Source organism: Fructilactobacillus cliffordii, assembly GCF_024029355.1.
GTDB lineage: Bacteria > Bacillota > Bacilli > Lactobacillales > Lactobacillaceae > Fructilactobacillus > Fructilactobacillus cliffordii.
This window is the reverse complement of the sequence record NZ_CP097117.1, coordinates 260,738-274,916: the sequence shown is the minus strand read 5'-3', so window position 1 is coordinate 274,916 and position 14,179 is coordinate 260,738. Positions and strand designations below refer to the sequence as shown.

Sequence of the window (14,179 nt, the reverse complement as noted above, 5' to 3'; positions counted from 1 at the left end):
GATGCATAATTTGTTTCAGCACCGGTTAGTGGACCACTGGATGCAATTAACGAAGTATCTGCGCTACGTTTTTAATGATTTCTTTGTCATTGCCTTGATGTTTTTTGTGGGGGCTTTGGGATTAGCTTATTCTAATTTTTTGAAGGGATTGGCTCCCCATCAATGGTGGCAATTCATCATTATTGTTGCGGTTCTTGAACTCGGACTACAACTGGGCCGCTTGGCAACCTTAATCATGGCGCCTGATCGAGTTTTTTTGGCTCCTCAGGAAGGTCAATTACAAAGTTACTTTCGCCAATCATTTATATATAGTTTTTTGATGGGCGGTCTCATGCAAGCAGGCGTGTGGTTTGTTTTACTTCCGTTTGTAAGTGTTAGTTTGAGTTGGAATCTAATGCAACTAGCTACGGGCTTTTGCCTTAGTTTGCTTTTAAAGTGGGACTGGTTGAGCTATCAATTCTGGATATTGCGAAATCATCAGCGCTTAGAATGGTGGCGTAAACCACTATTTCAGTGGCTCCTTCCGCTCTTAATTTTTAGCATTGGCATCATTGTTAACTTATGGTTGGCATTGGGATTAGCCGTTGGATTACTGGTGATTAGTGGTTGGTTAATTCGAAAGCAGGTTCCACCGTTAAACTGGCAAAGAATAGTGGCTGCCGAACGACTCCGGATGATTCGAATCTACCGCTTTTTTGCCCTCTTTACGGATGTTCCTACGGTGGATCCACAACCTAAGCGTCGGGGATATTTGGACCGGCTTTTCCGGAGGATTCCCCAAGATCAGCAACATTTATACACGAATTTGTACGTTCGCACCTTTTTCCGGGACGGAGAAACCAGTTCGATGTATGTTCGGTTATTGGTGGTTGCTGCGGTCATTCTCTTTTTCTTAAATAACTCGGTTGTGGCGGTGATTGTGGCCCTTACGTTGTTATATTTAACGGGAATCCAATTGCGCCCTTTCTTTACCTTTTTTGCCAATAACGTGTTTACCCATCTTTACCCAGTCCCAACCACTGATCAAGTGCATAATTTTCGGCGGTTTTGGCAGTGGCTCTTGATAATCGAATTGGCACTAGAAGTAGTAGTCTTGCTACTTGGAGAAGCACCAATTAGCGCCACCTTTATCAGTTTGGTGGGTGGCTTAGCCATTATCTGGTGGTTAATGACGCGGTTTGTTAGTAGAAATCAAAAACAGGAAGGAAATAACTAAATGAGAGTTCGCAAAAAGAAGTGGGCTTTGCCCTACATGCAGGACCACCCGGATTTTGCTGTGCTAGAACCAGGTCGATACAGAGGTCAGTGGGCTAGTCGGTTTGCTAATCCCAAAGCACCCATTCACTTGGAAATTGGTTCGGGAAAGGGGCAATTTATCATTGGTATGGCCCAAAAACATCCAGATGTTAACTACATTGGCATCGATTTAGAAGATTCAGTTTTAGCAATGGCAGTTAAAAAGGCGGTTAACGCTGGATTAAAGAACGTCCAATTGGTTTTAACCAATGGTGGCGACGTAGCGGATTTATTTGAAAAGGGAGAAGTGCAACAACTGTATTTGAACTTTTCGGACCCCTGGCCGAAGAAGCGACACACCAAACGACGGTTAACCTCGCCTAACTTTTTAACTAGTTATCAACGAATTTTACCTGCCGATGCGCCGTTGGAATTTAAAACCGATAATCGTGGTCTGTTTGAGTACTCCTTGGTTAGTTTGAATAACTTTGGATTACAGTTTGAACGGGTTAACTTGGATTTACACCATGGAAACGCGGAAGAATTAGCCGCAAACGTGGAGACAGAATATGAGGAAAAGTTCAAAGAAAAAGGCCCCATCTATAAGATTAGGGCCCGATTCCGGATTAATTAATTTGATCTGAGAGTGGTTTAATGCGGTATAGTTCCTGTTCATCTGGATTGTAGAGAAATGAGTATGATTCCTTTAAGCCAGTTTCTTGATTGATAAAACTGACCCCGCACTCATATTCCAAGCCGGCGTGATTATCAAAATCAATCCAGTAACCACTAAAATCTTGGTCGCCAAATTCAGCAGCGATTGCTTCGGTTAATCCGTCTTGAATGGCGATTTGTTGGGCTCGTCTGCGTTTCTTAGTGAAAACGTAGGCGGCGGTACCAACTAGCGAGAGCAGGGTGGTGGGAACTAGATATTTATGCTTAGCCATTTTTAAAATCCTTTCTTTTGCTTTTATCCTTTTAATTATATAACATTTTAATTGTTCACGGGTTATAATCGTAAAAAATTAAATAGGAGTGTTTATTATGGAAGAATTACCAATTATGAATCAAGATCAACTAGAAACGCACCTCCAGGATGGCAAGTACATCCTCTTCTTTACTGCAGGTTGGTGCCCCGATTGTAATTTCATTAAACCGTTCATGCCACTCATTGAAAAGGACTTTCCCGAATACACTTTTATTAAAGTGGATCGGGATGATAACATCGACTTATGTAAAGAATTAGACGTGTTTGGGATTCCTAGCTTCATCGCTTATGATCACGGCACTGAAATTGGCCGGCTCGTTAACAAAGCGAGAAAAACACAAGCTGAAGTCGAAACGTTCATTGAAAGTCTACCAGCAAAATAAACAGGAGTAAAAGAACATGATTGCAAGTTATAACCCCGCACAAATTGGTGACGTTTTGGTGGTTGTTTTGGGCCCTGATGATGGTCCCCAACAGGTTACCCAGCGTGATCAAATCGTTGAAATTAAAGATCAAAATGGGAAAGTGATTGGTTACAATTTTTTTGCAGCCCAAGCACTTTTACCGGAATTAGTTGATCAAAATGGACAGGTCAAGTTGACCCCAGAACAAATTCAAATTCTTAATCAACAACTGCAAGCTGCTGGTTTTGAAACAGGATTACCAGAGACTGAAACTTCAAAGTTCGTGGTGGGTTATGTTAAGGAAATGAAAGAACACCCCAAGTCTTCTCATTTACACATTACTACGACCGAAGTTGAAGACGGCCGTACGCTACAAATCGTGAGTGGTTCTCCGAACATGCAGGAAGGAATCAAGGTCGTGGTGGCTGAAGTTGGTGCCATGATGCCAGATGGGCTAATTATTTGGCCAAGCACCTTAAAAGACGTTGAAAGTGATGGCATGATTTGTTCTGGACGGGAATTACGGATTCCCAACGCGCCAGATAAGCCTGGAGCTTTAATCCTGCCGGATGAATACGAAGTGGGTCAACCATTTGATTTTAAACAAGCACAAACCCTTTTTAGCGAATAGTTTCTATTCGCTTTTTTGTACTGAAACGGAAAAAGGAAAGGGAATGACAATGAATCATTACGATGGTCCGGCTTTCTTTCGGAAGTTCTATGCGGAACGAAAGAGCCTGGGGATTAAAGCGTCTGATTTTGACCCCAATAATCTAGAGCGGTCTGATTGGTCTGCACCAGTAACCAGGCAGCAGGAACGGTTGGATACTACTAAAAGTACGGCCACAGCTGAAACCAATCAGTCGAAAAAAAGAAATCAGGGGATTCCTAAGTTGCAAACGGGATTGAATAAGCAGTCGCACCCGACGAACCTCGTTGAGAAAACGCGCGCTTTTCAACCCCAATTTGTGCCCGATAAATCAACTTTTTATGGTACCCAACGAACTGAATTTAATCATGATTATCAACGTGCGATTACCGCGTTAGAACCAGCTGCAGATGAACTGATTTTACTGGCAGCTACGCAGGTAGAAGAGGCAGCTGAGGAACCAGAGATTGTTATTTCGACGGTTATTGATCCAGCTCAATCGACTTCCACTATTCCGATTGTAAAGGAGCAACCAACTACATCAGCTTCAGTTGCAGCTCCTCAAGCGGATGAATCACGAAATGAAAACGAAAATGAAAGCACTGTGGATAACTCGCAGATAAGCCCCACAAAACCCAATCATAGCAAGGGATTGGGTCATTCGCTGGCAGATATTTTACAGGCGGAACGGGGGCAAGCAGACCACTTAAGTTTGTTTGAAAATGACAATGCTACTCCGACACAACCAGAGTCACAAACAACAGCTACCAAAGTAGCTTCTGCAACCGAAGCGACGTCGAAAACAGTGACTGCTCATTCTGAATCAGAGCAATCAGCAATTAGTGTTAGTGATTCGGAATCAGCACAACCGGCAACTTCGCTATCCACTAGCACCATTGTAACTGCTAAAGATCAGCCGGTTGCTACTGAACAACTGGGGTACCACTTTCCGCAATTAGACCTATTAAAGCCACCAGTTCAAGTCGATGAAGCCGACTTAGATAACTGGATTGCTGATCAAGCCGAAAAACTCGATGATACTTTACAGGCCTTCAACGTTGATGGTCATGTGGTTGATTGGACGAATGGACCGACGGTTACTCAATTTCAAGTTAAACTGGCATTGGGAGTCAAAGTCAGCAAGGTTACTAATCTGAACGATGATCTGAAATTAGCTTTGGCGGCAAAAGACATTCGGATTGAGGCGCCCATTCCTGGACGGTCCACGGTTGGAATCGAAATTCCGAACCCTAAGCCGCATCCCGTTATGTTAAGAGAAATTTTAGCTGATCCACATTTTCAAACAGACACAGCTAAAACTGAAATTGCCATGGGAATGAACATTGAGGGCCAACCAGTCACGGCTGATTTAAAGAAGATGCCGCATGCTTTGATTGCCGGGGCCACCGGTTCAGGGAAAAGTGTCTTTATTAATAGTTTACTATTATCGTTACTGTATCATGCCACCCCCCGCGATTTGCGGATGATTTTAATTGATCCGAAAGCGGTTGAACTGGCGCCTTACAACGAAATTCCTCATTTACTGGCTCCGGTCATCTCGCAACCACAAGAAGCGGCGGCCGCCTTAAAGTGGGTTACAGAAGAAATGGATCGGCGCTACGAACGGCTAACGGCTGCTGGGGTTAGAAACATTGAGCAATATAATCGTCAAGCACAAAAGACGGACCATGCTGCCGATCGGTTACCATATATCTTGGTTGTAATCGACGAATTGGCCGATTTAATGATGACGTCTGCCAATGAAGTTCAGGATTATATCGTTCGGATTACCCAAAAGGCTCGGGCTGCCGGAATCCACCTCGTAGTGGCCACGCAGCGTCCTAGTGTGGACATTGTGACGGGAACCATCAAAAATAACATTCCGACCCGGGTGGCCTTTATGGTTTCTAGCCAGGTGGATTCCCGGACGATTATTGACCAAGCTGGCGCTGAACGCTTGTTAGGTAAGGGTGATATGTTGTATCTTGGTAATGGTGCAAATAAACCAGAACGACTACAAGGGGCGTTTGTAACCAGCGAAGAAGTTGAAAAGGTGACCGATTTCGTTCGAACGCAGGGACCAGCTCACTATGAGTTTCAGCCAGCCGGCCTTTTAAAGAGTGCTGATCAAGCCGCTACCCATGATGAACTATGGGATTCGGTTTTAGAGTACATTGCCGGAGAAGATACGGTGTCGACCTCGAAATTGCAACGGGTCTTTTCGATTGGATATAACCGTGCGGCCAGCATCATTGATGACCTAGAACAGCATAATTTCATTTCTGGGCAACAAGGATCCAAGCCACGGGAAATTTATCTAACCAAAGAGCAGTACGCACAACTTAACCTCTAACTAACAACATAGAAGGGAACCAGTTTAAAAATTATGACAGAAACAGAACCAAAGTTAACCAAGGAATTAACTTATTATTTTGTGGGGATTAAAGGGACCGGGATGAGTGCCATGGCCCTCGTAGTGAAGGATATGGGCTTTCAGGTTGAAGGATCAGATATTGACAAATATACCTTTACCCAAAAGGGTCTAGAAGATGCCGGGATTCCGATTCACTCCTTTGATCCAGATAACATTAAACCGGGCATGGCATTGGTCGTTGGGAATGCGTTTAAGGATGATCAACCAGAGGTTTTACGGGCCAAGGAATTAGGTCTACCGATTTACCGCTACCCAGAATTTTTAGGTCAATTAATTAAGGGGTATACCAGCATCGCAGTTTGTGGTGCGCACGGAAAAACCAGCACGACGGGATTGTTAGCCCACGTGTTGAGTGGAATTGCTCCGACCGATTATTTAATCGGAGATGGATCGGGAAATGCAGTTCCCGATGCTCGTTTTTTTGTTTATGAAGCAGATGAATACCAGCGCCACTTTATGCCGACTTACCCTGACTACGCTATCATGACCAACATTGATTTTGATCATCCGGATTATTATACCGGAATTGATGACGTGTTTAATGCTTTTCAAACCTTTGCTGGTCACGTTAAAAAGGGAATTTTTGCGTGGGGGGATGATCCTTATCTGCGGAAACTACAAGTGGACGTGCCGATTTACTACTACGGAACGGGTGAAAAGGATGACTTTCGCGCTTTTGACGTGAAACGGACGACGACTGGCTCCACCTTTAACGTAGCCTTTCGTGGTCGTGACCTAGGTCGCTTTGAAATTCCGCTGTTTGGGGAACATAACGTGTTAAACGCGCTGGCCGTAATCGCCGTTTCATACTTTGAAGAGGTTGATTTAGCAGAAATTCGTCGGGAACTGATGACGTTTAAGGGGGTTAAACGCCGGTTTGCTCAAGTGAAGGTTAACGACATGACCATAATTGATGACTATGCCCATCATCCTTCAGAAATTCGAGCCACTTTAGATGCTGCTAGACAGGAATATCCGAATAAGAAAATTGTGGTAGTTTTCCAACCGCATACCTTCAGTCGGACCATTGCATACTTAGATGATTTTGCTGAAACGCTTGGGAAGGCGGATCAGGTTTATGTCACAAAAATCTACGGTTCTCCGCGAGAAAAATCGGGTGATGTCTCTAGCCAAGATTTAGTTGATAAGATTCCGGGTAGTGCGCTGATTACTGAAGATAATATGTCACCGCTTTTAGATTTCCATGACGACGTTGTTATCTTCATGGGTGCCGGTGACATCCAAAAGTACGAACGTACTTATGAAGATTTACTGAGTCATTTGAGTAAAAAAGTTAATTAGCAGAAAAGCATGGCGGGGAGTCATGCTTTTTTTCGCATAATTAATCAGGTAAAATGAAGTTAAAATAACGGAGGAAGTTTAGATGGGTGCCAAAAAGATACTATTGATTGATGGCAATTCCTTATTTTATAAGGCATTTTTTGCTCTCTATCAATCGTTAGACCGGTTTACTAATCAAGAAGGGTTGCATACCAATGCCTTGTATGGGTTTAACCGGATGTTAAATGATATGTTAGCTCGGGTGCAACCTGATGCAGTCTTAGCGGCGTTTGATGCCGGTCAAACTACCTTTCGGACAAAAATGTATGACGAGTACAAGGGTGGCCGTGATAAAATGCCGGAAGAACTACGGGAACAATTTCCGTATGTGATGGATCTACTGAAGGATCGGGGGATTAAGACCTACGAACTCGATAACTTTGAAGCTGATGATATCATTGGAACGACCGCCAAGCAGGCCGAAGCAGTCGGATATGAAGTGACGGTCGTGACGGGTGATCGGGATTTAACCCAACTTTGTTCGGAACAAACCACAGTGAAAGTTTCGAAAAAGGGGGTTAGTGATATTGAAGCTTACACCCCTGAATACGTGGAAGCAACGATGGGAATTAAGCCCGCTCAAATCGTGGATGTGAAGGGTTTACAAGGCGATACCTCAGATAATTATCCGGGGGTAGAAAAGGTCGGTCCCAAAACCGCGCTCAAATTAGTTAAGCAGTTTGGGACGATTGATAATCTGTATCAGCATCTGGATGAAGTTTCCGGGAAAAAGTTGAAGGAACATCTGGTGCAAGATCAAAAACAGGCCTTTTTATCCAAAGAATTGGCAACCATCAAGCGTGATGCGCCTCTCACGGTGGAATTAGCCGACATGAAATATTTGGGTGATCAAGAACCAGCATTGCAAGATTTTTACCAAAAAATGAACTTTCGCAGTTTCTTAACGGAAGCTGGAACAGAAAAAACATTAACTACAGAACTGCCGGAGGTAGAATACACGATTTTGACTGCTGAAAATGCAGTGGAATTAGATCAGTTTACTACCGAAATTACAATTAACGTGGAAATGTTGACGGCTAATTATCACGTGGCGGATCAAGTCGGCTTGGTACTAGGGACTCCAGATCACTGGTACGTAACAAATGACATTGACTTAGTGGAAAATGAGCACGTTAAACGATTGTTAGAGAGTACCACTGTCAAAAAGAACGTTTTTGATAATAAAGCGCAACGTGTCGCTTTGCAGCGGGATGGAGTTCGGTTACAAAACGTTGGTTTTGATATGTTGCTGGTCTCGTATCTGTTAAATACCTTGAATAACGCTGATGATGTGGGCGAGGTGGCCCGGCAACACGATTATCATGGAGTTTTGCCAGATCAAGATGTCTATGGGAAAGGGAAAAGTCTCAAGTTACCGGAATTACCCGCATTTTATGTCCATTTGGTGCGCAAAGCGTTAGCGATTAGTTCGTTAAAGGACCAAATGTTAACGGGGCTAACGGAACACCAACAGTCCAATTTATACCGAGAAATGGAGCTACCGTTATCGGAAGTACTAGCGCAGATGGAAATTACCGGAATTAAGGTTGATCCAGAACGTCTAGATGAGTTAAAGAGTAAGTTTCAAGAACGAGTTTCTGAGTTACAGCAGGGCATTTACCAGGACGCCGGTCAGGAATTTAACATTGGATCTCCGAAACAACTGGGAGAAATTCTCTTTGAAAAACTCAAGCTCCCGGTAATTAAAAAGACCAAGACCGGTTATTCAACCTCGGTCGACGTGTTAGAAAAATTAGCTCCTGAACATCCCATCATCGAAAAGATTTTAGCCTACCGACAGTTAACCAAGTTAATTTCAACCTATATTGATGGGATTAAGAGCGATATCCTTAGTGATCAAAAGGTGCACACTCGTTACCTGCAAACATTAACCCAGACGGGACGGTTGTCTTCCGTTGATCCGAACTTACAAAACATTCCGGTACGGACGGAAGAAGGACGTAAAATTCGCGAAGCCTTTGTTCCATCCCATCCAGACTGGGTTCTATTCTCTTCAGATTACTCCCAAATCGAATTGCGGGTGTTGGCTGCCATTTCCGGCGACCAGAACATGAAAGCAGCCTTTGCTAGTGATGAAGATATCCATGCGGTCACTGCCCGCCGCATTTTTGAACTAGGAGAAACGGCGACCGTAGATGCAAACCTAAGACGGCAGGCCAAAGCGGTTAACTTTGGGATTGTGTATGGAATTAGTTCGTACGGATTGGCGCACAACACCGGAATTTCTAATCCAGATGCCAAACGCTTTATCGATAAGTACTTTCATGAATATCCGGGAGTAAAGGAATACATGGATGGGAGCGTGGCATTTGCTAAACAACATGGATATGTTGAAACGATTTCGAAACGCCGGCGTTACATCCCGGAAATTAAATCCCGAAGTTTTCACCAACGTCAGTTTGCGGAACGAATCGCCATGAATTCCCCGATTCAGGGGAGTGCGGCTGATATCATTAAAGCTGCCATGATTCGCATGAATCACGTGTTGGCAACGGAAGGATTACAGGCGCGGATGTTGTTGCAAATTCATGATGAGCTAATTTTGGAAGCGCCCCAAACAGAAGTGGCAACGTTAACTAAAATTGTGCCGGAGGTCATGGATTCGATTATGCAAACGGATCCGTTACTCCAAAAAGCGGCCGTTAATTTCGACGTTCCGTTAAAAGTTGAGAGTCATTCCGGTGACAATTGGTATAATATAAAAAAATAAAACGAATGTAGGTGGAAAAATGCCTGAATTACCAGAAGTAGAAACCGTCCGTTCCGGACTAACTAAATTAGTGCAAGGTGCAACAATTGAATCCGTTGAAGTATTGTACCCAAAAATGATTAACCTCCCTGCTGCTGACTTTGAAAAGGATCTTGCAGGCAAACAAATTATTCGGATTGATCGCCGGGGAAAGTATTTATTATTTCGACTTAGCGATGATTTAACCCTAGTTTCGCATTTGCGGATGGAAGGAAAGTACGAAGTTGAACCAGAAGGGTCACCACGACCTAAACATACCAATATCGTTTTCCATCTCAACGATGGTCGCGAGTTGTGGTACAAGGATACCCGGATGTTTGGCAAAATGGCGCTCGTAAAGGATGACGAGGTCATGAATTTATCAGGATTAAATAAAATTGGGCCGGAACCGACCGATGCGGACTTAAGTTTTACGTATCTTAAAGAACGACTGCATAAATCACATCGTAAAATCAAGGCGTTTTTATTAGATCAATCTCAAGTAGCGGGTCTTGGAAACATTTACTGTGACGAGGTACTATGGATGTCTAAAATTCATCCCGAACAGATGACCAACTACGTTAGTGATGCGGAGATTGAAACGCTCCGGCAAAACATTATTAAAGAAATTGCCGCTGCCATTCAGGGACATGGAACCACGGTGCACTCGTATTCCAATGCCTTTGGGGAAGCTGGCGAATTTCAAAATCAACTGCAAGCTTACGGTCGAAAAGGTGAACCGTGCCGTCGGTGTGGAACACCCATGGAAAAAATTAAAGTGGCTCAACGGGGAACGACCTTCTGTCCGAAATGCCAAGTGGTTCACGGTGATTTAAGTGACTAGAATAATTGGGTTAACGGGCGGCATTGCCACCGGTAAATCAACGGCGGCTGCTTATTTGCGGGAACAAGGATTTCCGGTTCTGGATTTAGATCAGCTGACGCATGAGTTAGAAGCCCACGATCAAGACGTGATTCAACAGATTACGGCCGTTTTTGGTCCAGCGGTGCAAACGGATGGACAGATTGATCGTAAAAAATTGGGTCGCATTGTTTTTGCTGACCCGCATCTGCTAAAACAACTAGTTCGGATTATCAATCCGGCCTTATTAAAAGTTATCGCGGAAAAGACTGCTCCTGACTGGTTGATTCTGGATGCTCCGACCTTGTTTGAAAACGGGTTTACCAGTTATGTAGATTTAATTTTAATGGTGACCTGTGAACCTATGATCCAGATGCAGCGGTTGATTACTAGGGATCAGGTTTCGATCAGTTGGGCCAGTCGATTAATCGGGGCTCAGTGGCCCCAACGAACTAAGGCCGCTTTAGCCGATCAAGTCGTTGATAGTACCCAAGGTAAACAAAAACTTTACCGGGAACTCCAGCGTTTTATTGAAAATCTGAGGTGAGATAATGAAGTGTCCAAGGTGTCACCAGGCTTCTTCTAAAGTGATTGATAGCCGTCCTCTAGTTGGCGGAACAGAAATTAGACGACGAAGAGAATGTGAGCACTGTGGTTATCGATTTACCACGTTTGAAACAATTGAAGCCACCCCGTTATTGGTCGTTAAGAAAAACGGCGATCGGGAAGAATTTAGTACTGATAAACTGCTGCGGGGCATTATTCGTTCGTGTGAAAAACGGCCGGTGTCAATGGCGCAGATGAACGAGATTGTTAATCAGACCAAACAAAACATTGAGAATCAGGATAACGGTGGTCATGAGGTTTCTAGTAAGGTAATTGGCGAGTCCGTCATGAACGGTCTCAAGGACGTGGATGAAATTGCATACATCCGATTTGCGAGTGTGTACCGGCAGTTTAAAGACATGAACGAGTTTTATGCCAAAATGCAAGAATTAATGGGAAATGAAACAACTTCATCACCAGAAAGTGATCATGATGACAAATAATCAGCATTCAATTGATCCGCAAAGTAAGTTTCAAGTATTACGAGCGCACGATTTGACCACAGAACAGCGAATGAGCCTGGATCGTTTGTATTTACCAATGATTGGCAATGATGCGTACGCGTTGATTAATTTACTGTGGCACCAATCGCAACAATTTCAAGGTCATTTTGCCTTGATGAGTACGTTACAAATTGATGCAGAAGCCTTGTATCAAGCTCGATTAAAGTTAGAAGGAGCCGGGTTATTGCAGGTGTATACGGAGCAAACCCAGTTTCATTACCGGCTGGTGGATCCACTGACGCCAGTTACCTTTTTCCAAAATGACACGTTAAGTCAATTCTTGCTGGAAATGGTGGGCGAGAATCAGTTTGTAGAACTAACGCAGCAATTGTTGCCGACTCCGGTTGATATAAGCAATTTTGATGATCAGACCCACAGCTTTTGGCAGGTTTTTGCAGCACAACCGACCGCTGATTCCGCTTTAGTCCAAACAACGCAAAAGCGAGCTCAAGCCACTCAATCAACGGGACCTAAGTCAGATTTACCCACCATTGATCTTCAGTTAATGCTTAGTATCTTACAGAGTTCGTTTGTTAATTTAGCGGATGTAAAGAAGAATCAACCTTTGTTTGCAGTAACTAAACAACTTTATGGAGTTGAGGAAGCGGAAATGGCCCGGGTAGTAGAGCAGGCGACCAATCTCACGACCAATCACTTTGATAAGCAAAAGTTTCAGTTATTAATTGCGAGAAAATATCAGTCTACGCCAGCCACTCCGTCTGAACCGCAAATAACAACTACACCTGCTAGTGACAAACATACTAGTTTTACTGTTCAAGAACGCGAGTTGCTACAAGTGGCTGAAACCACCGCTCCTGTTCCTTTTTTAGGGGCCATCAAACAAGAAAAAGGTGGGTATGCAACGGCTGCCGAAGAACGTTCGTTACGCCAATTGTTGGAACAAAACGTTTTACCCAGTGCGGTAGTTAACATGCTCATCTACTTATTGCTGGTTGATCGGGAAAATCCCACGCTGAATAAAAATCTGTTAGATACGATTGCCAATGACTGGGCCCAGCGCCACATTCAAACGGCAGATCAGGCGCTGACAGAAATTAAGCAACGTGAGCGACGGATAACGAAGCAGCGCACCAAGCGAACGAAGCAAAAACAACAAACAGTAAAAGAAACCTTGCCAGAATGGGCTTATAAAGCTGATCATCAACGGTCTACGAAGCAGGCCTCGGCTGCTAATCGGAAATTAATTAAAGAAAAACTAGCAAAGTTACGGAATAATCAATCAGAGGGGAGTGAATAGAAATGAGAAACGTGGGGAAGGGGTTGAAGACTTCCATGCAAAACCATCATTTGACCGAACAGTACCAAAAACTGTTGCAATCCGTTTATGCTGATCCGGACGTGCAGGAATTTGTTCAAGAGCATCAGGAGGATTTAGCTCCCCAAGCGGTGCAAAAATCAGCATCGAAGCTCTATGAATTTGTGAATGAGAAAAAGAAAATGGCAGCGGGACAGACTACTTTTGCCCCCGGATATGCACCGCAACTAGTGGTAAACGACCATTTAATTGAGGTTGCCTACCAACCAACTAAAGACTTTTTACGGCGGCAACGTGATCAACGCATGAAGAATAACTTTGTGACCGTGGGAATGACACCCGAAATCAAACGGGTTAACTTTGAAGATTATGATCCGACTCCTGATCAAGAAGAGGTGATTATTGATTTAATTAACTTCATTGAAAATTACGAGAATGATCCCCAGGAACACCAAAAATCAGTGTATTTATACGGGCCATTTGGGGTCGGTAAAACATTTGTGATGGCCGCCATGGCCCACCGTCTCTCTGATCATGGGGTAAAAACCATGTTAGTTCACTTCCCGTCGTTTGCAGTAGAACTAAAAAACGCGATTGGCGACAATACGTTTAAGTCCAAGGTTGATCAGGTGAAAAAGATGCCGGTTTTGATTATTGACGATATCGGTGCAGATTCGATGTCTGCTTGGATTCGGGATGACGTGCTAGGCGTTATTTTGGAATATCGAATGCAGAATCAGCTATCCACGTTTTTCACTTCTAACTTCTCCATGGATGAATTAGCCAAAGAACATTTAGCAGTTACCGCCCGTAACGAAGCGGAACCACTCAAAGCCCAACGACTAATGGAACGAATTAAATTCTTAGCTCGTCCCGTTTATTTGAATGGCAATAATTTAAGGAATTAAGTCCTGACGCTTGACACTTTTTCGTCGGGTGATTAGACTACTAAATAAGGATATGAGTTAAATCTAAATTCACAGAGAGAGTAGTTTAATTCTGGAAGCTACTTGTCGGCGGATTTAACTTACCGCCTTACTTAAAATAACGTGAATAAATGTGGTTAACAGAGATATCCGATTTTCGGATAATTTGGGTGGAACCGCGTCAAAACGACGTCCCTTGGTATTT

At 43.7% G+C, this 14,179-nt stretch carries 13 protein-coding genes; 12 read left to right on the top strand and 1 reads right to left on the bottom strand.

The window, feature by feature from the left end; all coding sequences use genetic code 11:
* Position 1 precedes the first annotated feature (1 nt).
* The gene (locus tag M3M38_RS01385) at positions 2–1,216 is read left to right on the top strand and encodes an ABC transporter permease (protein ID WP_252814459.1); all 1,215 of its coding nucleotides are present in this window, start codon (positions 2–4) and stop codon (positions 1,214–1,216) included.
* A complete protein-coding gene (gene trmB, locus M3M38_RS01380; RefSeq protein ID WP_252814458.1) occupies positions 1,217–1,870 on the top strand; it encodes a tRNA (guanosine(46)-N7)-methyltransferase TrmB in 654 nt (217 codons plus the stop codon). It abuts the gene before it with no gap.
* Here the strand turns inward: trmB and M3M38_RS01375 are convergent.
* The gene (locus tag M3M38_RS01375) at positions 1,863–2,183 is read right to left on the bottom strand and encodes a hypothetical protein (protein ID WP_252767301.1); all 321 of its coding nucleotides are present in this window, start codon (positions 2,181–2,183) and stop codon (positions 1,863–1,865) included. The genes trmB and M3M38_RS01375 overlap by 8 nt on opposite strands.
* 97 nt (positions 2,184–2,280) lie before the next feature.
* Between M3M38_RS01375 and M3M38_RS01370 the strand changes: the two genes are divergently transcribed.
* The 10 genes from M3M38_RS01370 (at position 2,281) to dnaI (ending at position 13,956) form a co-directional block, all read left to right on the top strand.
* Positions 2,281–2,607 carry a thioredoxin family protein gene (locus M3M38_RS01370; protein ID WP_252814456.1) on the top strand — a complete coding sequence of 109 codons (327 nt, stop codon included), beginning with the start codon at positions 2,281–2,283 and terminating at the stop codon, positions 2,605–2,607.
* Positions 2,608–2,623: 16 nt separating this feature from the next.
* Positions 2,624–3,259 (top strand): YtpR family tRNA-binding protein, encoded by a 636-nt coding sequence (gene ytpR / locus M3M38_RS01365; protein ID WP_252814455.1) that lies wholly within the window; start codon positions 2,624–2,626, stop codon positions 3,257–3,259.
* A 49-nt stretch (positions 3,260–3,308) separates the two neighbouring features.
* Complete coding sequence (locus M3M38_RS01360; RefSeq protein ID WP_252814849.1) at positions 3,309–5,630, top strand: DNA translocase FtsK; 2,322 nt, start codon at positions 3,309–3,311, stop codon at positions 5,628–5,630.
* 33 nt (positions 5,631–5,663) lie between these two features.
* Positions 5,664–7,013, top strand: coding sequence for a UDP-N-acetylmuramate--L-alanine ligase (gene murC, locus M3M38_RS01355; protein ID WP_252814453.1), 1,350 nt, complete (start codon positions 5,664–5,666; stop codon positions 7,011–7,013).
* Between the two features lie 82 nt (positions 7,014–7,095).
* Positions 7,096–9,783 carry a DNA polymerase I gene (gene polA, locus M3M38_RS01350; RefSeq protein ID WP_252814451.1) on the top strand — a complete coding sequence of 896 codons (2,688 nt, stop codon included), beginning with the start codon at positions 7,096–7,098 and terminating at the stop codon, positions 9,781–9,783.
* Between the two features lie 19 nt (positions 9,784–9,802).
* A complete protein-coding gene (gene mutM, locus M3M38_RS01345; RefSeq protein ID WP_252814450.1) occupies positions 9,803–10,645 on the top strand; it encodes a DNA-formamidopyrimidine glycosylase in 843 nt (280 codons plus the stop codon).
* A complete protein-coding gene (coaE, locus tag M3M38_RS01340; protein ID WP_252814449.1) occupies positions 10,638–11,210 on the top strand; it encodes a dephospho-CoA kinase in 573 nt (190 codons plus the stop codon). The genes mutM and coaE overlap by 8 nt, the downstream gene beginning before the upstream one ends.
* 4 nt (positions 11,211–11,214) lie before the next feature.
* Positions 11,215–11,712 carry a transcriptional regulator NrdR gene (nrdR, locus tag M3M38_RS01335; protein WP_252814447.1) on the top strand — a complete coding sequence of 166 codons (498 nt, stop codon included), beginning with the start codon at positions 11,215–11,217 and terminating at the stop codon, positions 11,710–11,712.
* Positions 11,699–13,030 carry a replication initiation and membrane attachment family protein gene (locus M3M38_RS01330; protein WP_252814445.1) on the top strand — a complete coding sequence of 444 codons (1,332 nt, stop codon included), beginning with the start codon at positions 11,699–11,701 and terminating at the stop codon, positions 13,028–13,030. The genes nrdR and M3M38_RS01330 overlap by 14 nt, the downstream gene beginning before the upstream one ends.
* A 2-nt stretch (positions 13,031–13,032) precedes the next feature.
* The gene (gene dnaI, locus M3M38_RS01325; protein ID WP_252814443.1) at positions 13,033–13,956 is read left to right on the top strand and encodes a primosomal protein DnaI; all 924 of its coding nucleotides are present in this window, start codon (positions 13,033–13,035) and stop codon (positions 13,954–13,956) included.
* Positions 13,957–14,179 lie beyond the last annotated feature (223 nt).

Coding starts and splice junctions, on each gene's coding strand:
- M3M38_RS01385 (WP_252814459.1), top strand. CDS start 2: ATGCATAATTTGTTTCAGCACCGGTTAGTGGACCACTGGATGCAATTA.
- trmB (WP_252814458.1), top strand. CDS start 1,217: ATGAGAGTTCGCAAAAAGAAGTGGGCTTTGCCCTACATGCAGGACCAC.
- M3M38_RS01375 (WP_252767301.1), bottom strand. CDS start 2,183: ATGGCTAAGCATAAATATCTAGTTCCCACCACCCTGCTCTCGCTAGTT.
- M3M38_RS01370 (WP_252814456.1), top strand. CDS start 2,281: ATGGAAGAATTACCAATTATGAATCAAGATCAACTAGAAACGCACCTC.
- ytpR (WP_252814455.1), top strand. CDS start 2,624: ATGATTGCAAGTTATAACCCCGCACAAATTGGTGACGTTTTGGTGGTT.
- M3M38_RS01360 (WP_252814849.1), top strand. CDS start 3,309: ATGAATCATTACGATGGTCCGGCTTTCTTTCGGAAGTTCTATGCGGAA.
- murC (WP_252814453.1), top strand. CDS start 5,664: ATGACAGAAACAGAACCAAAGTTAACCAAGGAATTAACTTATTATTTT.
- polA (WP_252814451.1), top strand. CDS start 7,096: ATGGGTGCCAAAAAGATACTATTGATTGATGGCAATTCCTTATTTTAT.
- mutM (WP_252814450.1), top strand. CDS start 9,803: ATGCCTGAATTACCAGAAGTAGAAACCGTCCGTTCCGGACTAACTAAA.
- nrdR (WP_252814447.1), top strand. CDS start 11,215: ATGAAGTGTCCAAGGTGTCACCAGGCTTCTTCTAAAGTGATTGATAGC.
- M3M38_RS01330 (WP_252814445.1), top strand. CDS start 11,699: ATGATGACAAATAATCAGCATTCAATTGATCCGCAAAGTAAGTTTCAA.
- dnaI (WP_252814443.1), top strand. CDS start 13,033: ATGAGAAACGTGGGGAAGGGGTTGAAGACTTCCATGCAAAACCATCAT.